The 19,446-nt window shown below is 50.3% G+C and carries 17 protein-coding genes and 3 riboswitches; of the genes, 8 read left to right on the forward strand and 9 right to left on the reverse strand.

Annotated elements, in window-relative coordinates; genetic code table 11:
* Positions 1-113: 113 nt before the first annotated feature.
* The 3 genes from ACOZB4_RS28450 (at position 114) to ACOZB4_RS28460 (ending at position 4,312) form a co-directional block, all read left to right on the forward strand.
* Positions 114-1,901 carry an ABC transporter ATP-binding protein gene (locus tag ACOZB4_RS28450; protein ID WP_422759711.1) on the forward strand — a complete coding sequence of 596 codons (1,788 nt, stop codon included), beginning with the start codon at positions 114-116 and terminating at the stop codon, positions 1,899-1,901.
* Complete coding sequence (locus ACOZB4_RS28455) at positions 1,898-3,760, forward strand: ABC transporter ATP-binding protein (protein WP_379405686.1); 1,863 nt, start codon at positions 1,898-1,900, stop codon at positions 3,758-3,760. The genes ACOZB4_RS28450 and ACOZB4_RS28455 overlap by 4 nt, the downstream gene beginning before the upstream one ends.
* A 75-nt stretch (positions 3,761-3,835) precedes the next feature.
* Positions 3,836-4,312 (forward strand): GNAT family N-acetyltransferase, encoded by a 477-nt coding sequence (locus ACOZB4_RS28460; protein WP_379405688.1) that lies wholly within the window; start codon positions 3,836-3,838, stop codon positions 4,310-4,312.
* Positions 4,313-4,354: 42 nt separating this feature from the next.
* Here ACOZB4_RS28460 and ACOZB4_RS28465 read toward each other — a convergent pair whose 3' ends face one another.
* Positions 4,355-5,200: a chemotaxis protein gene (locus tag ACOZB4_RS28465; protein ID WP_379405690.1), complete on the reverse strand. Its 846-nt coding sequence runs from the start codon at positions 5,198-5,200 to the stop codon at positions 4,355-4,357.
* Positions 5,201-5,440: 240 nt separating this feature from the next.
* Between ACOZB4_RS28465 and ACOZB4_RS28470 the strand changes: the two genes are divergently transcribed.
* Complete coding sequence (locus ACOZB4_RS28470) at positions 5,441-6,268, forward strand: sensor histidine kinase (protein WP_379405692.1); 828 nt, start codon at positions 5,441-5,443, stop codon at positions 6,266-6,268.
* A complete protein-coding gene (locus ACOZB4_RS28475) occupies positions 6,265-6,918 on the forward strand; it encodes a response regulator (RefSeq protein ID WP_379405694.1) in 654 nt (217 codons plus the stop codon). Before ACOZB4_RS28470 ends, ACOZB4_RS28475 begins: the two co-directional genes overlap by 4 nt.
* 93 nt (positions 6,919-7,011) lie before the next feature.
* Here ACOZB4_RS28475 and ACOZB4_RS28480 read toward each other — a convergent pair whose 3' ends face one another.
* The 3 genes from ACOZB4_RS28480 to ACOZB4_RS28490 form a co-directional block, all read right to left on the reverse strand.
* Entirely contained in the window at positions 7,012-7,359 is a 348-nt protein-coding gene (locus ACOZB4_RS28480; RefSeq protein ID WP_071218526.1) for a hypothetical protein, read from the reverse strand.
* A gap of 260 nt (positions 7,360-7,619) precedes the next feature.
* Positions 7,620-9,326 carry an ABC transporter ATP-binding protein gene (locus ACOZB4_RS28485; RefSeq protein WP_379405697.1) on the reverse strand — a complete coding sequence of 569 codons (1,707 nt, stop codon included), beginning with the start codon at positions 9,324-9,326 and terminating at the stop codon, positions 7,620-7,622.
* 63 nt (positions 9,327-9,389) lie between these two features.
* Positions 9,390-9,731: a hypothetical protein gene (locus ACOZB4_RS28490; protein ID WP_379405699.1), complete on the reverse strand. Its 342-nt coding sequence runs from the start codon at positions 9,729-9,731 to the stop codon at positions 9,390-9,392.
* A gap of 206 nt (positions 9,732-9,937) precedes the next feature.
* Here ACOZB4_RS28490 and ACOZB4_RS28495 point away from each other — a divergent pair, with 206 nt between their 5' ends.
* Complete coding sequence (locus ACOZB4_RS28495; protein ID WP_076322171.1) at positions 9,938-10,438, forward strand: nucleoside deaminase; 501 nt, start codon at positions 9,938-9,940, stop codon at positions 10,436-10,438.
* Positions 10,439-10,480: 42 nt separating this feature from the next.
* On the opposite strand, the gene ACOZB4_RS28500 is transcribed toward ACOZB4_RS28495, so the two are convergent.
* From ACOZB4_RS28500 to gcvT, 4 genes are all read right to left on the reverse strand, one after another.
* A complete protein-coding gene (locus ACOZB4_RS28500; RefSeq protein ID WP_379405701.1) occupies positions 10,481-11,263 on the reverse strand; it encodes an arylamine N-acetyltransferase family protein in 783 nt (260 codons plus the stop codon).
* A 366-nt stretch (positions 11,264-11,629) separates the two neighbouring features.
* Positions 11,630-13,087 (reverse strand): aminomethyl-transferring glycine dehydrogenase subunit GcvPB, encoded by a 1,458-nt coding sequence (gcvPB, locus tag ACOZB4_RS28505; RefSeq protein ID WP_379405703.1) that lies wholly within the window; start codon positions 13,085-13,087, stop codon positions 11,630-11,632.
* Complete coding sequence (gene gcvPA, locus ACOZB4_RS28510) at positions 13,084-14,433, reverse strand: aminomethyl-transferring glycine dehydrogenase subunit GcvPA (RefSeq protein ID WP_379405705.1); 1,350 nt, start codon at positions 14,431-14,433, stop codon at positions 13,084-13,086. Before gcvPA ends, gcvPB begins: the two co-directional genes overlap by 4 nt.
* Positions 14,430-15,542 carry a glycine cleavage system aminomethyltransferase GcvT gene (gene gcvT, locus ACOZB4_RS28515; protein WP_379405707.1) on the reverse strand — a complete coding sequence of 371 codons (1,113 nt, stop codon included), beginning with the start codon at positions 15,540-15,542 and terminating at the stop codon, positions 14,430-14,432. The genes gcvPA and gcvT overlap by 4 nt, the downstream gene beginning before the upstream one ends.
* Before the next feature lie 110 nt (positions 15,543-15,652).
* A riboswitch (glycine riboswitch) is annotated at positions 15,653-15,758 on the reverse strand.
* Positions 15,759-15,761: 3 nt separating this feature from the next.
* Positions 15,762-15,863, reverse strand: a riboswitch (glycine riboswitch).
* Between the two features lie 186 nt (positions 15,864-16,049).
* Positions 16,050-16,171: riboswitch (glycine riboswitch) on the forward strand.
* Between the two features lie 176 nt (positions 16,172-16,347).
* Between gcvT and gcvH the strand changes: the two genes are divergently transcribed.
* Positions 16,348-16,737: a glycine cleavage system protein GcvH gene (gene gcvH / locus ACOZB4_RS28520; protein WP_076321723.1), complete on the forward strand. Its 390-nt coding sequence runs from the start codon at positions 16,348-16,350 to the stop codon at positions 16,735-16,737.
* Positions 16,738-16,852: 115 nt separating this feature from the next.
* Here gcvH and ACOZB4_RS28525 read toward each other — a convergent pair whose 3' ends face one another.
* Positions 16,853-17,767 carry a DMT family transporter gene (locus ACOZB4_RS28525; RefSeq protein ID WP_076321722.1) on the reverse strand — a complete coding sequence of 305 codons (915 nt, stop codon included), beginning with the start codon at positions 17,765-17,767 and terminating at the stop codon, positions 16,853-16,855.
* 97 nt (positions 17,768-17,864) lie between these two features.
* On the opposite strand from ACOZB4_RS28525, the gene ACOZB4_RS28530 reads away from it, so the two are divergent.
* The gene (locus ACOZB4_RS28530; RefSeq protein ID WP_379405710.1) at positions 17,865-19,346 is read left to right on the forward strand and encodes a PLP-dependent aminotransferase family protein; all 1,482 of its coding nucleotides are present in this window, start codon (positions 17,865-17,867) and stop codon (positions 19,344-19,346) included.
* The last annotated feature ends 100 nt before the right edge of the window (positions 19,347-19,446 follow it).

The raw sequence follows: 19,446 nt of genomic DNA on the forward strand, positions 1-19,446 counted from the left end.
GGTCAATCGACTGTAAATTTTTTTGAAAACAGGAACCCATGTTCTTGTCATATCTTCCCAGGAAGCTTATTATTATCAAGAGGGTTAACCTGAAGCGGGGGGATTATAGACGAATGCAAAGCGATCACACGTTAAACAGCAAGCGAAGGACCACGGGGATTGGCATGTACCGGGAGATGCTATTCCGATACGTATTCCCGCATAAGAAACTGCTGGCAGCCCTAACGGTGCTGCTATTATTTTCAATCGGGCTGCAACTGATTAATCCGCAGATCATCCGGTATTTTATCGATACGGCTCAAGGAGAGGGAAATCTGACATCCCTTTATTATGCGGCAGGTTTTTTTATCGTATTTTCATTGCTCCAACAAGGCGTATCCATTGCGGCTGCTTACTATAGCGAGAATCTGGGCTGGACGACAACCAACAAGCTTCGCGCTGAATTGGCGGAGCACTGCCTGTCGCTGGATATGAGCTTCCACAAAACGCAAACGTCCGGCTCTTTAATCGAACGGGTCGATGGCGATGTGAATGCGCTTGCTAATTTCTTCTCCAGCTTTATTATCCATCTGTTCGGCAATCTGCTCCTTATGATCGGGATCCTGGCTCTTCTGTATCGGGAGAACTTCTGGATTGGTTTTGTCATGACAGTGTTTGTTATCGGCAGCATCTACGTCATTCAGCATATTCGGCGGTTTGCGATACCGATATGGAAGCGATGGCGCGAGCTGAATGCGGATTTCTACGGATTCATTGGCGAGCACCTCGAAGGCACTGAAGATACGCGTGCCAACGGGGCGGCTGGATATGTCATGAATCGATTCTACGAGATGGCCAGACGCATGCTGCCGGTTCGAGTTCGTGCATTCATCGGATTTTTCCTTATGTGGAGCACAACAATATTGGTGTTTGCGCTGGGCAATGCGGCCGCATTTATCGTCTGCGCCATACTGTGGAAGAATGGACATGGCGGTTTGACGATCGGCTCTATCTATTTAGTATTTTATTATACCGAGCTGTTAGCCAAGCCGATTGAGAAGATCCGTACCCAATTAGAGGACTTACAAAAGGCAGATGCCAGCTTGATGCGGGTCCGGGAATTGCTGGCAACCGAGCCCCAGATCAAAGACGGACCTGGAGCTCCGCTTCCATCAGGTCCGTTGTCGGTGGAATTCCGCAACCTAAACTTCTCATATGAAGAGGGCGGGCAGGTTACGCTCGAAAATTTGCAGCTGCGGCTCGAACCAGGCCAGACTCTAGGGCTGCTCGGGCGTACAGGAAGCGGCAAAACGACGATCGCCCGCCTGCTGCTGCGTTTCTATGATCCCCAAGAGGGAAGGATCGAGCTGGCAGGAACGGATATCCGGGCCTTCAAGCTTCATGAACTGAGGCGCAAAGTCGCCATGGTTACGCAGAATATTGAGATTTTGGAAGGGACTGTTCGTGATAATCTGACCTTGTTTGATGAAGGTATCGCGGATAGCCGAATCATATCCGTGCTCGAGGAGCTTGGGCTTGGGGACTGGTATGCTTCGCTTCAGGAAGGGCTCGATACGAACCTGGCCTCAGGCGGGGGGAGCCTGTCGGCTGGTGAGGCCCAGCTGTTGGCATTTGCCCGTGTCTTTCTGACGGATCCGGGTCTCGTCATCCTTGATGAAGCATCATCCCGCCTCGACCCGTTAACGGAATACCGGATTGAAGCAGCCATTACGCGTCTGCTGCAGGAGAAGACGTGTATTATCATTGCCCACCGCTTGGCTACGGTTCAACGTGCAGACCGGATTCTTATTCTGGAGAATGGTCGCATGCTCGAAAGTGGTCACCGGGAAGAGCTTGCCTCAGACCCGCAATCACGGTTTAGCCGCATGCTGGCCGTTGGAATGGAGGAGGTGCTGGCATGAAAACAAGACATTTTTTCTGGCGGTTGATTCTGTACCGGCCTGGCTTGTATCTGATCAACCTGCTGGCATGGTCCCTTATCCATATGGCACCACTGATTCCCGGACTGTTAACCAAGGCTTTCTTTGACCATCTGGAAGGTACATATGCTTTTCCCTACGGCGTTTGGGCGATTGCCGTGCTGCTCATTGGCGCTGCTTTAGCCCGGATTGCGCTGATCTTCGGCGGTTTCATGACAGACGTGCATTTTCGCTTCCGGATCAGCACCTTGCTTCGCCGCAATATGCTGTCCCATGTCATGAAGGAGCCTGGAGCTCGGGCGATACCTTGCTCCCCAGGTGAAGCCATCAGCAATTTTCGGGATGACGTCGATCAGGCCGAAGAAGCGACAAGCTGGTCGGTGGATACTTTAGGACTGGTCGGATTCGTTATCGTTGCCAGCTGGATTCTTATATCCATTGATCTGCAGCTGACGATTCTCGTGTTCGTTCCTTTGATCCTAGTGGTCACTGCGGCCCAGATTGCGACAGCTCGCATCCAGAAATACAGGGCGGCAAGCCGGGAATCGACGGCCAAGGTAACCGGGGCGATCAGTGAAATGTTTGCCAACGTACAGGCCATCCAAGTCGCAGGGGCTGAGAAACGTGTAGTGGAACGGTTTGTAAGCCTTAGTGAGAAACGGCGCCAATCCATGGTGAAGGATAAGCTGTTAACGGAGACCTTATCTTCCGTATTCACCAACTCCGTCAACCTCGGCACAGGATTGATCCTCGTGCTTGCGAGTCTTAAGATGCGAAGTGGCGATTTTACGGTTGGGGACTTGTCGCTCTTTGTATATTATTTAACTTTTGTCACACAGCTTATATCGAACGTAGGCAACTTCATGACCTATTACAAGCAGATGGGCGTCAGCTTTCAGCGGATCCAATCCATGCTGCAAGGGGCACCGGCTTCGCTGCTTACAGCAGCCAATTATATCGGTATCGGTAAGGTTAAGAACAAACAGAATAAAGAGAAGGAAGCTAATCCTAGTCGTAGGAGACAGAAAGATTTGTTGACCAATGAAAGATTCCATCCTTCCACCATTTCTGCAGCCGAAGACGGCGTGGAAACGGCTTATATCGAGGCGCCACCTCTTTCACTGCTTGAAGCGCAAGGGCTGTCGTATCAATATCCCGAAACCGGACGCGGTATATCGAATATCAATCTGACCCTGAAGCGTGGTACCTTTACTGTCGTTACAGGGATGATCGGCAGCGGTAAAACGACGCTGGTTCGCACCCTGCTGGGCTTACTGCCAGCTGAAAAGGGTGAGATCCGGTGGAACGGTGAGAGGATAACAGAACCCGCTGATTTCTTTATACCTCCACAAAGTGCGTATACTGCGCAGATCCCCAGACTGTACAGTGATAAACTGCGTAACAACATACTGTTAGGTATAATCGAGGAGCCGGGCAGTCTGGACCGCGCACTACATGCGGCTGTAATGGAAGAAGATATCAAGCATCTGCAGCATGGCCTGGAGACGATGGTAGGACCACGAGGAGTCAAGCTGTCCGGCGGTCAAGCTCAGCGGACAGCGGCCGCAAGGATGCTGGTACGGGACGCGGAGCTGTATGTATTTGACGATTTATCCAGCGCATTGGATGTTGAGACCGAGCGTAAGTTATGGGAGCGGCTGTTCAGCGAGCGCGGCGGGGCGACTTGCCTTGTCGTATCACATCGAAAAGCAGCACTTCACCATGCGGACCATATCATCGTGTTGAATGGCGGAGAGATTGAGGCTGAAGGCACGGCAGAACAGCTGCTGGCTTCAAGCGAAAGTTTCCGGCAGCTGTGGTATGGCGAAGAAACAGGATAATAAGTAAGATCAAGATTGCAATCGATAGAGTAAAAGATGTATCCATTTCACCATAGACAGAGGAGATATCCCCCCATGCAAAAAGCGGAACAAATTCAGCTGGAATTCCGTTCGGCAGAACACCTGCCTGTCTTGAATGAATTCGAGCTTCCGGATGATCAAGTCCAATTTACCGCTCATCCGAAAGAAGCATTAAACCTAGTGGAAGGTCAGTTTCCCATCGTCATTTTAGCTGATGATCATCCTGTCGGCTTCTTTATCCTGCACGCCACGGAGCGCGTCAAGGAGTATACAAGCAATTCTCATGCCATGCTGCTTACTACCTTATCCATTGACCATCGTCAGCAGCGTAAGGGGTATGCCAGCAGAGGGATGCTTGCGCTGCCATCGTTCATTCGAAGTCAGTTTCCTTCCTGCGATGAAGTGGTGTTGGTCGTGAACCATAAGAATGTTCCGGCTCAGCAGCTGTATGAACGGGTTGGTTTCGAAGATACGGGCAGAAGAAGGATCGGGCCTACGGGAGAACAATGGGTTATGAATATAGCCATCTGATATAAAAATGCCGCAAAGACACCTGGTCTTTGCGGCATTGCTTTATTTTACTTGGTTGACGCTCCGCCAGGTAGCTTCCAAATTTGAAGCAATATACTCCAGAATCGGTTTGCTGTAGAAATAACCGCTGTGGGACAGGGGATTCCAGCAGGTCAACCAGTTTCCCACGTTAACGGATACATCGTTTCGTACCGTGCGGTCATATGCTTCATTTATACTCTTAAGGGGATAAGCAAGGATATCGTCTTTATCATAGAAATTGACCCATTCCCCCAGCAGTTGATCATGATAGTGCTTCAGATGCCCGGAAGGGACGTTGATCGGCTTGTCAAAATCGCGGTACCGCATGCTCCACAATGGCAAGGTGGTTCCCAGCGTATAGAATAAGGTCAGGAGTTCTCCGCGCTCCAGCGGAGCTTTCGGGTCGACGACTAGACGATGCCCGCGGGAGGAGAATTGCAGATCATAGAAGAAATTGCTGGCGATTACAGATCCCAGGCTATGTGAGATCACGCATAATGGAGCCTCGGGGCCGGCAGAGAGGGCAAGTCGGTGGAGCGCCTCACTGATCGTCCGATGAACGGCCTCATAGTTCTGATCTTCGGATTCTACGGGCTGATAAGCCACGGCATCCGCCAGATTGTGGATCACGTACTGCCGAAGGTGCTGATAACGTAAACGGTAAGGTTTAATGCTGCTGTTGATTAACTCAGACTCGCGTGCCGCGAATACATCGGCCCAATGCACAGCCTCCATGGCCAGTTGCTCATGCGGAATACCGGAGGTTTGAGAGAAGGTTTCTCTCAATTTTTTCATAAATTTATCCGCATAGTCTTTCTTTTGTGTTCCCAATCCGTGTACAATGATCACTGCAATTTTTTGCTTCATCTAACTGCAGCTCCCTTCATCGGAAATGGAATGAATGGATATCTTTTACTCTTTATACGCGATTTATACTTGAATTGTAAATAGGTTATTACAGTACGGGTGAAACTTGGTAAGGTTAGTAGCTCTTTAGAGTCATTCCGTTCATGGCCAAATTTGATTACAATGAAGGGATATCTAGTGGTAACATGATAGGTAAAGAGGCGGTACATTCAAGTTTTAGATTGAAATAGGAGGAAAGGTATGTCCTATAAACAAATGAAATGGTTGATTCTGATCATTCCTACGTTGACGATTGGCATTTGGGAGTATGTTCGGCATGAGTTCCTGCTGCCTTATATATCGATGGATCTTGGCAACCTGCTGGCACCTGTTATCGTGTTCTTGGTTTCCATACTGTTTCTTACTCAATTGTTCGCATTGATTGAACGCAATCAGGAGGAACTGAACCAATCTAGGGCATTGCAAGCGGCCATGCATGAACGGGAGAAGATTGGCCGGGAGCTTCATGACGGAATCGCCCAATCCTTATTCTTGCTGAACGCACAAATTGATCGAATTGAGAAATCGGGAGTAACCGGAGACATTCCATACCAGGAAATTAAGGAAAGTGTCCACCGAACCAATACCTACGTTAGAGAAGCCATTGCTAATCTCCGATATCCGGCAGATCCGCAAGCCATTCCGTGGATGCATAGCATGAACAGTTTAATTGAGGAAATCAAGCAGGAGACCAATCTGCATTTCGACGTTCAATGGGAAATCCCGGATGCCTTGCTGTCCGCCAAAGAAAAGGTGGAACTGCTGGCTTCGATCAGGGAATCCTTGTTGAATATTCATAAACATGCCGAAGCGAACCATGTGAAGATAACTGCGACAGCGGCCGATTCAAGCTGGCACTGCTCCATCAGCGATGATGGCAAAGGTTTTGAGTTGGACAAGCCGCTCGGCAGCAACCGGTATGGAATCAAAATCATGAAGGACCGGGCCGAGGCCATGGGCTGGAAGTTCATGGTAGAAAGACATAACAACAAGACGATAATCAGCATTCGGAAGGAGAATACCGCATGAACGAGCAGCCTTTTCGCGTGTTAATCATCGATGACAGCGATCTTGCGAGAGAAGGAATTCGCACCATTCTAAGCAGCGACCCGACCTTTGAGGTTGTGGCTGAAGGAAAAGGCGGAGAGGAAGCGCTGGAACTGACCGAAATATGGATGCCTGATATTATCCTGATGGATATTCAGATGCCTGGGATGGACGGATTGGAAGCGACCAAGCGAGTGAAGGACAAATTCCCTTATGTTAAAATTGTCATGGTTACAGTATCCGACGATATCGCTCATTTGTTTGACGCCCTGAAACGTGGAGCGCAAGGCTATCTGCTGAAGAATCTGAATCCCGAATCATGGCACGAGTACCTCAAAGCCATTGCCGTGGACGAAGCACCGATGAGCAGGGAACTTGCTTTTCGTATCCTGAAGGAGTTTTCGCAGCATGACAAGCCGAATCTAAGCAATAGTCCATTAACGGCGCGGGAAAAAGAAATTTTGGGACTCGTAGCCGAGGGGTTGTCCAACCGCGATATTTCGGTTGCCTTGTGTATATCCGAGAATACGGTCAAGAACCATCTGAAGAACATTTTGCAAAAGCTCCATTTGGAGAATCGGGTACAGCTGACCCGTTATGCCTTTGAACAAGGGTGGATGGGGAAGAGGTAACGGTCACGCCCGCGTCCGCGTCTATTTTTCCGCTAAGATAACTCAAAGGATGACTTTAAGCGAGCGAGAGAGACGTCCAAGGAGTGTACGCGTTCATTTCTGTTTAACAAGGAATATGCCCAGCGCAATGATCCCGATGCCGGCCCAATTTTTCCATGTTGGAACTTCCTTCAGGAACAAGTAAGCCACTCCTAACGAAATCAGGATTTCCAGGCATTTGGAGAAGATCAACGTATAGCCTAACTGGTCGGTGGCTTTATATCCATAACGGATTCCGTATCCGATGCACATGTTAGCAATGAGAAACAGAGGAAGCATGAATAACTGAAACTGCAGCGTTGGCCAGAACAAATGCTGGATATGCTTGGTTTGGTACGAGAAGACAAGGTTGATGATCGACAGCCCGCCAAAAAGTAGACCGACACTGTAGATATAAAACATAAAGCGCCTCCTGAAACGATGTCATTGTAGTACGCCATTAATGTTTCCGCGTGGCAACTTTTTTATCCAAGGACAATGCGACAGAAGTTCTCTTGCGTGATATCATGACAGCTTGTCAGAAGGATTAGATTCTTAAGCCGTCTCGAAAAAAAGGATGACTCCCTTCCGTGCGGAGTCATCCTTTTACATATTTGTTGCGGAATTTCATGACTTTCAGTTTAATATCCATGTCATGTATAACATTGGATTGTTGGCTTCGTTTAGTGAGCTTGATGAAGTCTGCTGTACACACCACCGGAATGAATCAATTCATGGTGCGTTCCCTGCTCGGCAATACCATCGGAATTGACGACGATAATTCGGTCCGAGCTTTGAATGGTAGTCAGTCGGTGAGCGATTACCAGCGTTGTTCTGCCGACGGACAGCTCAGCCAGGGACTTCTGGATTTGCGCTTCCGTCTCTGTGTCGAGTGCCGACGTGGCCTCGTCCAGGATCAGGATTGGCGGGTTCTTAAGGAACATTCTCGCGATGGACAAGCGCTGCTTCTGACCGCCAGACAGCTTAACCCCACGTTCCCCGATCACCGTTTCCATACCGTCCGGCAAGCTTCGGATCAGTTCATCCAGCGAAGCACGCCGTGCGGCTTCCCAGATTTGCTGGTCCGTTGCATGTAAATCGCCATAAGCGATGTTGTCGCGAATCGTACCTGAGAACAGGAACACATCCTGCTGCACGATGCCGATATGCTTGCGGAGGTTTTGCAGTTTGATATTCCGGATATCAATTCCATCCACTGTGATCTTGCCTTGATCCACATCATAGAAGCGGGGGAGAAGGCTGCAGATGGTTGTCTTTCCCGCACCGGACGGTCCGACAAACGCGACCGTTTCTCCAGCACGGATCGTGAGATGTATGTTATTCAGTATCGTCCGGGAAGGTTCGTATCCGAAGGTAACGCCTTCAAAGCGGATATCTCCTCGCACGGAGGACAGGGATACGGCGTCAGGCACGTCGGCGATTTCTGGATCGGTATCCATAATCTCCAGGTAGCGTTTAAAGCCGGCAATGCCTTTGGGATAGCTCTCAATGACGGCATTGATCTTCTCGATCGGACGGAAGAAGATGTTGGAGAGCAGCAGGAAGGCCATGAATTCACCCATTTCAATTTTGCCTTGAATGAAGAACCACGCGCCGCAGATCATGACAAATACCGTGATCAAACGCATCAGCATGTAGCTGATGGATGAGCTTTTTGCCATCGTTTTATAAGCCAGCAGTTTGGTGGCCCGGAATTGCTTGTTCTCTTCCTGAAACAATTTATTCTCATGCTCTTCGTTTGCAAACGATTGGACCACACGGATACCGCCAACATTGTCTTCGATGCGGGCATTGAAATTCCCTACATTACGGAACAGTTGACGATAGGTCGTGGTCATTCTGCTGCCGAATTTAATGATCAGCCATGCCATCAGCGGCACGATGATAAAGGTGAGCAAAGCTAGCTCCAGGTTGATGTAAGCCATTAAGGAGAAGGAACCGAGCAGCGTCATAACAGCGATGAACACATCTTCCGGTCCATGGTGGGCTACTTCTCCGACATCATTAAGATCATTCGTGATGCGCCCCATAAGATGTCCAGTTTTGTTATTATCAAAGAAACGGAAGGATAACTTCTGAATGTGGGAGAACATTTTCTCTCGCATATCTGTCTCAATATTAATGCCGAGCATATGCCCCCAGTAAGTTACGATGTACTGCAGCGCGGTATTCAGCGCATAGATGGAGAGAAGGACGATGCAGGCAATCAGGATAAGCGGCCAATCCTGGCTTGGCAGCAGATCGTCAATGAATTTGCTGACGGCAAGCGGGAAAGCAAGCTCCAGCAGTCCGGCAATAACGGCACATGTAAAATCCAAAATAAACAATCCCTTGTACGGCCGATAGTACGAAAAAAACTTTCTGATCAAGAATTATCACACTCCAGGTTCTACCTCTGTCAGGGTTATTGGGTTAAGATTAGCGGACAGCCATTAGGGGCTGTCTTGCGATGGTTTCGTATCATACAGCTCAAAAGCTTGAATGTACTCCTGAATAATCTGGTCCACTGCTTTCAACTCTCCGCTGACCACTTCTCTGATGGCTTCAAAGTCCGGGTCATTGACTTGCTTCTTCAAGGTCTCTCGTTTCACAACCAAATTGTCGAGAAAAGAAAGCGCGCGCCCCCGGCGGAACGTCTGCGCCATCTTGCCGCCTTCCCTGCCGCCGTGGCCTTCCTCACGCCGTCTTCCGTGTCTTCCGCTGTGCCGATGGTTATCCCGGTCCCGAGGCTCCGACCGTTCTTGACTCGATGTATCCTGTTCCTCTTGGCGCATAATATCAACCTCCTCAACGATAATAACGTATACGTTTGTATACCATTTAAAGTGATTGTATACATTTGTATACGATTCGTCAATCTGTTTTTCTCCATTGGATTGGAAAAATTGAGGAGATCGATGGAAGATATGCTATGATGATAATTAGCTGTTCCAGGAGATTGTCATGGATGATGAATACGCACACCGGGATCAGAATGAACATGGGAAGGGAGCTGTACACTGTGAGTGAACATCATCATGAGTACTGGATGCGTCAAGCGATTGCAGAGGCCCATCGAAACGTTCAACTTGTGGAGGGTGGTCCTTTTGGAGCGATTGTGGTGAAGGAGGGTCAAGTGATTGGCAGGGGCCGGAATCTGGTTACCGCGCTGAACGACCCGACGGCTCATGCCGAGGTGCAAGCCATAAGGGAAGCATGTCTGCACCTGGAGGATTTCCAATTAAAAGGCTGTACGATTTATACCAGCTGCGAGCCTTGTCCGATGTGTCTGGGGGCCATCTACTGGTCCAGGCCCGATGCCGTTTATTATGCAAGCACGAAGAAGGATGCGGCTGAGATCGGATTCGATGATCATTTTATATACGATGAAATTGCGATGCCATTGGACCAGCGCTCCATCCCTATGAAGCAGGTTCAAACAGAGGATTATTTACTGCCATTTCAAGCGTGGAGCTCTGCTGAGCGCAAAATCGAATATTAATAATAAAACCGGGCTCCCTGCATGGGAAAGCCCGGTTTATTCTTATTTATGGATAGGGATGCCGAAATATGTATAGAGCGCTTCGGCATATTCCTGTGCATTGCCCGGTTTAAAGGTGTGGACGCCGCCGGCCTTGTAAATTCTGAATTCGTCATCATCCACGGTGTTTCTGCCTTCCGCTGTACGTATGGATACCCGAGCCGTTTTATTAAAGGGTGAATCGGGGGCATACTCGCACCAGAATGAAGTGGTGATGAAATCTCTCGGTAAGTTAGGTTCCTCCGTGAAGGAGAAGACGGGATCCCAGGCTTCTTTTTTCCACTCTTCGAGCATCCAGCCATACGCTTCGGTTTGGACGAGCCGGTAGGTCTCGTTCCCCTGAGTCTGCACAAGGCCATCAACCAATTCCAGAGGGTGGCGCGGTCCGGCTCCTCCGACACCGACGTCGGCAATATATCGCTGTTCTTCGATATCCACCTGCAGAATATGATGCCGACGCTTGGCAGGCGTATCGGTTTCATCACGCCAGAAGCGTCCGAAATAATGAGTGACCTTAAATCCTAGTTCCTGCAGCAGCCAGCCAAATAGCGCATTGAGCTCGAAGCAGTAGCCGCCGCGATGCCGGGTTACGATTTTATCGTAAAGATTGGGGATATTCAGGGAAAGTGGAATTCGATCAAGGATATCGAGATTTTCATAGGGTACGGTATGCACATGCTGTTCCTGCAATCTGGCGAGCATATAAGCGCTGTTTACAATCGGGCCCGTGTATCCAATACGCTCAAGATATTGGTTTGCGTCCAGGCCATGTATCGGGTTACTCATTCGATCACCGCATCTTTCGTCTTTGGTCAGCTTGGTAGAAGTAAGCCGTATATAATTATATACTTTATATCATATATTTGGGCTTTCTAATAGAGAACAAGAAGGAGGCGGAAGGGACTCTGCTAATGGATAGCATGGATAGTTTGTGGAATGACCGTAGGTTTATTGGGCTGGAATGGGAATGCCCCCCCCAATTTTATCCGGGGAGTTAGTCCCATCGTAAGAGGGGAAGTTGGCTGCTGCTGAAATAGTCATTAAACAGGTGACTAAATCCCTATATTGTCCAGCACAAAAAAAGGGTGTCTCTTACCGCCGATCCTACGGCGAGGGGACACCCTTTCTTAAGGAGTATAGATTAACTCAATATTAACCGCAGGTGCAGTTCAGAACCGGTTTACGTGCCGCCGTCGTTTCGTCGAGTCGCTTCACGACCGTGGTATAAGGGGCGCCTATGACAACCTCCGGCGTGGTTTCGGCTTCTTTGGCAATCTGGATCATCGTGTCGATGAAACCGTCCAGCGTTTCTTTGCTCTCGGTCTCGGTCGGCTCAATCATGATGCATTCCTCTACGTTGAGCGGGAAGTAGATGGTTGGCGGATGATAACCAAAATCAAGCAGCCGCTTGGCAACATCGAGGGTGCGCACGCCGTACTCCTTCAGTTTTTTGCCGGACAGCACAAATTCATGCTTGCACAGCCCTGGGTAGGCTACTTCGTAGTATGGAGCCAGACGATGCATCATGTAGTTGGCATTCAGCACGGCGAGCTCCGAGACGCGGCGCAGTCCATCCGGTCCATAGGTGCGAATATACGTGTAGGCCCGGACCAGGATGCCAAAGTTGCCATAGAACGCCTTCACGCGGCCGATCGACTGTGGACGGTCGTAATCCCAATAGAAGGTGCCGTCCTCACGTTTGGACACGATCGGTTTTGGCAGGAACGGGATCAGCAGGCTCTTCACGCCAACTGGGCCTGCACCGGGACCGCCGCCGCCATGCGGCGTGCTCATCGTTTTGTGCAGGTTGAGATGGACTACGTCGAAGCCCATGTCGCCGGGGCGGGTAATGCCCATGATGGCGTTGGAATTGGCACCATCATAGTACAGCAGGCCACCAGCTTCGTGCACGATTTCCGCAATTTCCACGATTTGCTCTTCGAACAGCCCCAGTGTGCTAGGGTTTGTCAGCATTAAAGCCGCCGTATCGTCACCGACAACTGCGCGAAGGGCATCGAGATCCACCATGCCGCGCTCATTGGACTTAATTGTAATCGTGTCGTAACCGGCTACCGTTGCACTGGCAGGGTTGGTACCGTGCGAGGAGTCGGGAACAATGACCTTGGTGCGCTTCTCGCCACGGCTTTCATGGTAAGCACGAATCAGCATCAGCCCTGTCCATTCCCCATGGGCTCCCGCAGCGGGCTGAAGCGTTACTTGATCCATGCCGGTCAGTGCTGCGAGATCATTCTGCAGGGTATAGAGCAGCTCCAGAGCGCCTTGAATGCTTTCTTCAGGCTGGTACGGATGAATCTTGGCAAAGCCGGCAAAACGGGCAACATCCTCGTTGATCTTCGGGTTGTATTTCATCGTGCATGAGCCGAGCGGATAGAAGCCGTTATCGATACCAAAGTTCCGTCTCGACAGCTCGGTATAGTGACGAATGACATCAACTTCATAGACCTCAGGCAGTTCCGCCGGTTTGCTGCGAAGCAGGCTTTCCGGAATCAATGAAGCGGCGTCGGTCTCCGGGACGTCGCATTCGGGCAGGGAATAGGCGACACGGCCGGGCTTGCTGAGTTCAAATATCAAGGCTTTTTCCGGTTTCATACGATCGCCTCCAATTCACCAATAAATTGGTCGATTTCTTCCTTCGTCCGCCGTTCGGTCACGGCGATCAGCATGTTTCCTTGAAGCTCAGGGTACACAGCGCCAAGATCATAACCTCCGATATAACCTGCACCCAGAAGCTTCGAGTTGATCTCCTTCACATTCGTTCCTTCGGGCAGTTTCACCACAAATTCATTAAAGAACGGCGAGCTGAACGGGAGGGAGAGGGAGCCGTTTGCGACACGGTCGGCAGCGTAATGGGATTTGCGCACATTCAGCAGCGCTGCTTCCTGCATGCCGGCTTTACCTAGGGTAGACATATATACGGACGCACACAGCGCGAGCAGCGCCTGGTTCGAGCAGATGTTCGACGTTGCCTTTTCACGGCGAATATGTTGTTCTCGCGCCTGCAGTGTCAGTACAAATCCGCGTTTGCCGTCCTGATCGACGGTTTGACCCACGATACGACCAGGAATGCGGCGCATCAGCGGTTCGGATACCGCGAAGAATCCGCAGGTTGGTCCGCCGAGAGATGCCGGAATGCCAAGCGGCTGGGCATCGCCGACAACGATGTCGGCTCCAAGCACGCCAGGGGATTCCAGTAAACCGAGGGACAGCGGGTTTACGCTCAGCACAAGCAGTGCTTTTTTCTCATGAACCAGCGGCTCGATTGATTTCACATCTTCGATGCAGCCGAAGAAATTTGGTGATTGCAGCAGCACGGCGGCGGTATCATCCGTTATGGCAGCAGCGAGTGCATCCTGGTCGGTAACGCCATTGACGATGCCGACTTCCACGACGTCCAGATCGAGTCCGCGGGCCGAAGTCAGAACGATTTCCCGGGCTTCGGGATGGACAGCACGCGAAATGACGATTTTCTTCCGTTTGGTTGCCCCGCTGGCGAGCGCCGCAGCCTCGGCAAGTGCCGTGGAACCGTCATACATGCTGGCATTGGCAACTTTCATGCCGGTCAATTCACAGATATAGGATTGAAATTCAAAAATCGCTTGCAGCTCGCCTTGGCTGATCTCCGGTTGGTACGGTGTATACGCGGTGTAGAATTCAGAGCGGGAGATCACATGATTGAGCACGACCGGAATATGGTGGTCGTACAAACCAGCCCCCAGAAAGCTTGTATAACGGTCGAAATCGGCATTGCGGTCTGACAGGCGGCGCATATGCTTGAGAAGCTCAGGCTCACCCAGCCGTTTTGACATGGGGAGGACGCCGTTGTAACGGACTGCTTTGGGGATATCGGCAAACAGATCTTCGATCGTTTCCGCGCCGACCGCAGCAAGCATATCGGCTTGATCCTGATCCGTCATAGGCAAGTAACGATGCTTCATGTTAAGGTAGCTCCTCTTTTGTAGAATGGTGTCTTTACCACTTTGGCTTTTAACTTCTTACCGCGGATCTCGACCCATACCTCGGTATCGAGACCCGTATATGAGGTTTCGATCAGGGCTAATCCGAGATTTCGCTTGAGTGAAGGGGATTGGGTACCGCTGGTCACTTCACCGATGGGTTCTCCTTCATCGTTGTATACAGGATAGTGGGAGCGCGGAATTCCGCGATCGATGAGTTCAATGCCGACCAGCTTACGCGGTACACCGTCTTGCTTCTGCTGTTGAAGCGCTTCCCGACCGATGAAATCGCCGCTGTCCAGCTTCACGAAGAAACCGAGACTGGCTTCAAGCGGAGAAATCGTGCTCGAAAGCTCTTGCCCGTACAAGGGCAGTTTCGCTTCGAAACGGAGTGTATCGCGGGCGCCGAGTCCGGTTGGAACAAGACCATGTGGTTCTCCGGCAGCTAATAGTTCTCTCCAAATTGCGGGAGCATCCCCAGCGGAGCAGTAGATTTCAAAGCCGTCTTCTCCGGTATAACCGGTGCGGGAGAGCAGGGCGGTGCAGCCGCATACCTGTGCGTTCTGAATAAAATGGAAGGAAGGGAGTTCGCTTGGCGCCTCATTGGTTACCTGTGACATGATGTTCACGGCGGCAGGTCCCTGAAGTGCAATGAGAGCCGTCTCAGCGGACACATTACGGATGGTGACATCACCTGCAAGATGATCTTGAAGCCACTGGAGGTCTTTGTCGATGTTGGATGCGTTTACAACCAGCATGAATTGATCTGCCGACAGTTTATACACAAGCAGGTCATCTACAGTACCGCCGTTGTCGTAACACATTAACGTGTATTGGGCCTGGCCAATCGATATGCGGGTTACATCATTTGTGGTCATCTTCTGGATAAAAGCTTCAGCGTCTTGTCCGGTGACGATAAATTCACCCATATGGGAGACGTCGAACAGGCCGGCTTGCTTTCGTACGGCTTCATGCTCTTGCACAATGCCGGAAAATTGCACGGGCAGCTCCCAACCGCCGAAGTCGATGCAGCGGACAGAAGGAAATTCGGAATAAAGCGGGTAAAGCGGTGTACGTTGTAATGAACTCATCTCTTCACCTCTTCTAATTGGCATGATCAATCGGGTAAACACCAAAAAAGGACAGACAGAAGGATAACAAGCCGTGCTAAAAAAAGCCCGCTCGTTGCGTAATCCTTCTGCTCTGTCCTTTGTACCTGAGAGTTACCCCACATGTCATGTAAGTATAATGTCAAGCGTGTGTGAGTTTCCCCGTGGGTGATTCTACATTCAGAATTCTCTCCAGAGGTGCGTCCGGTAAAGGTCCTTTTGCCTGAGAGATTCACCGTGTTACGGCTTACTCCTTCGGCGCTACCTGTCAATCTTGTCGGTAATCTCTCCCGCTACCATCATCCGCGTGAAAATTATTGAGTTGTCAGATCTTTCTACGTTCTTGTGATTATTATAAACGCGCCTCTCCATAAAGTGTCAACCTTTATTTCACCAAAATATTTTCATTCTTAAAATTTTTGTCAGATATCTTGACATCACTGCATCCCTGTTTTATTCTGTGGGAGAATAAGCCAACCGAATATGCGGATGATGATGGATGGGAGAGACCGCCACGAGAAGGTTCAAACCTTGGCGGCACCGAAGGAGCAAACCGTTAAGCCTGCCAGGCTGACGAGTAATCTCTCAGGTAAACGAACCGCCATCTGACGCAGCTCTGGAGAGTGCGCAAGCCACCCAAGGGGAAAGGTCGAACCGAAAACAAGAAGCGGTCGATCATAAACTCTCAGGTACCGAGGACAGAGAGAAGGCGAATGCCTTTTTTCGCGTCCTTTTTTTCATTTATCCACCTTAATTTCATTTCTTTAAGAAAAGAGGAGTATCCGTAATGAGTGAAATCAGAGAGAATTTGGTGTACAGCGACGATCATGAGTGGGCGTTGAAGGTAGATGGAAATGTGGTGCGCGTCGGTATTTCTGATCATGCGCAATGCCAGCTGGGAGATATCGTATTCGTAGAACTCCCCGAGGCGGGCGCTGTCGTTGCTGCAGGTGACAGCATCGGTACGATTGAGTCGGTCAAAACCGTATCGGAACTGTATTCCCCTGTATCCGGTACCATCACGAAAGTGAATACTTCCCTGGAAGATCAGCCGGAGCTTGTGAACGGAGAGCCGTACGAAGGCGGATGGATCATTGAGGTTGAGGTGGAAGGTGACCTGGAGGAGGCACTCGGAAAGCTGCTCACCGCAGAGGCATATCGTGCCAAAGTGGATTAAGTATTGAATCATAACCTTGAATAATGAAACATAACGGCTGCTACTCGTGATGAGGTTTACGAGTTGCAGCCGTTTTAATTTTTGCGTTAATCCTTGGAGCCTTGCAGGTTCGATATCAAGTGCTTGAAGCCACACGGCGCGCGGTCCGGCGTGCTCGAAGCTCAGGCAGATTCACGATCAGAATCCCGCCGATGATGAGCATGCTGCCAATGATGGAATAGGAAGAAATTGCTTCGTCGTACAGAAATGCGCCCAGTCCCAACGCGATGATTGGAGAAACAAAGAGCCAGGTGGACGGGAAAAAGGCATTCGTTGCTTTTAGCAGCCAGGCATATAGACTATGGCCCAGCATCGAGCCAACCATCGTCAAATACAAGACAGATCCGATGGCTGGCAACGTTAGAATACCATTCCATTGTACCTGTTCACTGAACAGGGATAACAGCAATAGGGCTGCGCCGCCATACATCATCTGTACCGCATTGATCGTAATCGGTGAGACATTCGGCATGTCAAAGGACAACTTCCGGGTAGCCAGGGAGCCCACACTATAACCGATTTCGCCTATAAGAATTGCGATACAGCTCAGAATCCAGATGAGATCGCTCCCCATCGCTAGCTCGGGCATAATGAGCAAACATACCCCCGCAAAACCGACCGCGCACCCCCAATAATCACTGCGCCGGGCATTTTTCCGCATCACAACCGATTGAATCATCAGAATCATCATGGGGCCTGTTGCCGATAGGATGGCGGCGATCCCTGAGGACACGTGCTGCTCGGCCCAATACAGCGTTGCAAACGTCAAGAATGTGCTGGTCATCCCAATTAAAAGGAATTCCTTTCGCAGGAGAAGGCTCGGTTTTGCCTTCCGCTGCCATATCATCCATAGGAAGATGAAGGCGCCCGCCAGAAGAAATCGAAGCCCCGCTGAGAGAAACGGCGGCAGTCCTGCTTCAACGCCAATCTTGATGGCGAGAAACGTCGTACTGAAAATGGCGCACATAAGCAAGTAGTTAAAAATAATCATGTAGCATCCTCCTTTTTCTATACTATAATAGGTAGTTAATAGAACAGATTGGCGATAGGTAGAACAGATATGATTTATGTGGATTGGGGAGGAGCAGATGGAATTATCAACGCTGGACGACAAAAATCATGGTAAGCGAACATTACAGCAGTCGGTCTATGACACGATACTGGAAGGAATAGCTCGGGGAGAGTGGAAGGAGACTGACAAAATCCCATCCGTGAGGGCGATGGCGGAGCGTTTGAACGTTCACCGATTAACGGTGCTGAAGGCTTATCAGCTGCTGCTTGAGGACGGGATCGTGGAAGTGAAATATAAATCAGGGTACTTCGTAGCGGGTAAGACGGAAGACACATTACCGGAATCCCTTACAACCAGCCCGCGATGGGCATATCAGGCCAAATCGGTGTATGTCAATCGCAGCCGCTTGTCCGACATTCACAGGCATCAGGTCGAATACCAGATGTCAGAAGCGCTGATTGATCCTAGGCTGCTGCCAAATGCATTCTTGTCCAATCACGTGAAACAAGTGTTTGACATGTATCCGAAAGTATTAAGCACGTATTCTTCCGTGACCGGAGATTTGGAGCTGCGCGAGGAGATGGCTCGCTATTTTATGGACAAACAAGGCATAACGGTCCATCCGGAAGAGCTGCTCATTACAACGGGATCCCAGCAAGCGATCGACCTGATCTCGCGTTCGCTCGTCAAAAGCGGAGACTGTGTATTGATCGAACGGCCGACGTATAGTCCGGCGATCGATGTTTTTGTGCAGCAAAATGTCAAACTGCTTCCAATTGAGATTACACCGCAAGGGTACGACCTTGAACGAATTGAAGGTCTTATGCGAGCGGAGAAACCGAAGCTGTTCTATATGAACCCAACGTTTCAGAATCCGACGGGATATACGGTGCCGATCACACAGCGCAAGGCGCTGGTGGAACTGGCGGAGCGATATCAGTGCATTCTGGTGGAGGATGAGGTGTATCACGACATTTATTTTGGAGATCCGCCGCCGCTGCCCTTTTTTTACTACGACACCGAAGGCTATGTCATTCACATTCGAAGCTTCAGCAAATATGTGGCCCCCGGCTTGCGGATATCGGTGCTGGCTGCCCGTCCGGAACTGATGAATGTCATCCTTCCGATCAAGGCGTTGTCGGACAACGGGACGCCGCTGCTGACGCAAAAGATTTTCCAGCACTATTTCTTCTCGAGCAGACTTCAGGAGCATGTGGCCAAGCTGCGGATTGCGCTGGAGCTTCGTAAAGAGAGGATGGAGAAGCTGCTTGAGCCTACAGAATGGCGATGGAACAGCCCCGGCGGCGGTTTGAATTTGTGGATACAGCTGCCGGAAAACGTCAACGTGGATGCGTTGCTGCAGCAATGCCTGGCGGAATCGGTAGCGTTTGTGCCGGGGCGTATCTGCGACCCGCTGGATCAGATGGACTCATGGATCAGGCTGAGTTATTCGTATATCAGCGAGATTCAGCTGGAAGAAGGGATCCGTCGTCTCATCGAGATATCGGAGCGGGTGTGTTATGTGCAAAATCGCAGCATATGTTTGGACAATCATTGAATTACAATCAAAGCAGTCCGCCTCCAGGGAGGAGGGCTGTTTTTTGCTGGAGACAGGAGATGTAGGCGCGAAACCCAATCGAACGGTTTGATGAGCTTTT

It is taken from the genome of Paenibacillus sp. NPDC058898, assembly GCF_049316025.1.
Taxonomy (GTDB): domain Bacteria; phylum Bacillota; class Bacilli; order Paenibacillales; family Paenibacillaceae; genus Paenibacillus_AQ.

Coding starts and splice junctions, on each gene's coding strand:
- gcvH (WP_076321723.1), top strand. CDS start 16,348: ATGAGTGAAATCAGAGAGAATTTGGTGTACAGCGACGATCATGAGTGG.
- ACOZB4_RS28450 (WP_422759711.1), top strand. CDS start 114: ATGCAAAGCGATCACACGTTAAACAGCAAGCGAAGGACCACGGGGATT.
- gcvPA (WP_379405705.1), bottom strand. CDS start 14,433: ATGAAGCATCGTTACTTGCCTATGACGGATCAGGATCAAGCCGATATG.
- ACOZB4_RS28470 (WP_379405692.1), top strand. CDS start 5,441: ATGTCCTATAAACAAATGAAATGGTTGATTCTGATCATTCCTACGTTG.
- ACOZB4_RS28465 (WP_379405690.1), bottom strand. CDS start 5,200: ATGAAGCAAAAAATTGCAGTGATCATTGTACACGGATTGGGAACACAA.
- ACOZB4_RS28455 (WP_379405686.1), top strand. CDS start 1,898: ATGAAAACAAGACATTTTTTCTGGCGGTTGATTCTGTACCGGCCTGGC.
- ACOZB4_RS28480 (WP_071218526.1), bottom strand. CDS start 7,359: ATGTTTTATATCTACAGTGTCGGTCTACTTTTTGGCGGGCTGTCGATC.
- ACOZB4_RS28460 (WP_379405688.1), top strand. CDS start 3,836: ATGCAAAAAGCGGAACAAATTCAGCTGGAATTCCGTTCGGCAGAACAC.
- ACOZB4_RS28525 (WP_076321722.1), bottom strand. CDS start 17,767: ATGATTATTTTTAACTACTTGCTTATGTGCGCCATTTTCAGTACGACG.
- gcvPB (WP_379405703.1), bottom strand. CDS start 13,087: ATGAAACCGGAAAAAGCCTTGATATTTGAACTCAGCAAGCCCGGCCGT.
- gcvT (WP_379405707.1), bottom strand. CDS start 15,542: ATGAGTTCATTACAACGTACACCGCTTTACCCGCTTTATTCCGAATTT.
- ACOZB4_RS28490 (WP_379405699.1), bottom strand. CDS start 9,731: ATGCGCCAAGAGGAACAGGATACATCGAGTCAAGAACGGTCGGAGCCT.
- ACOZB4_RS28530 (WP_379405710.1), top strand. CDS start 17,865: ATGGAATTATCAACGCTGGACGACAAAAATCATGGTAAGCGAACATTA.
- ACOZB4_RS28495 (WP_076322171.1), top strand. CDS start 9,938: ATGGGAAGGGAGCTGTACACTGTGAGTGAACATCATCATGAGTACTGG.
- ACOZB4_RS28475 (WP_379405694.1), top strand. CDS start 6,265: ATGAACGAGCAGCCTTTTCGCGTGTTAATCATCGATGACAGCGATCTT.
- ACOZB4_RS28500 (WP_379405701.1), bottom strand. CDS start 11,263: ATGAGTAACCCGATACATGGCCTGGACGCAAACCAATATCTTGAGCGT.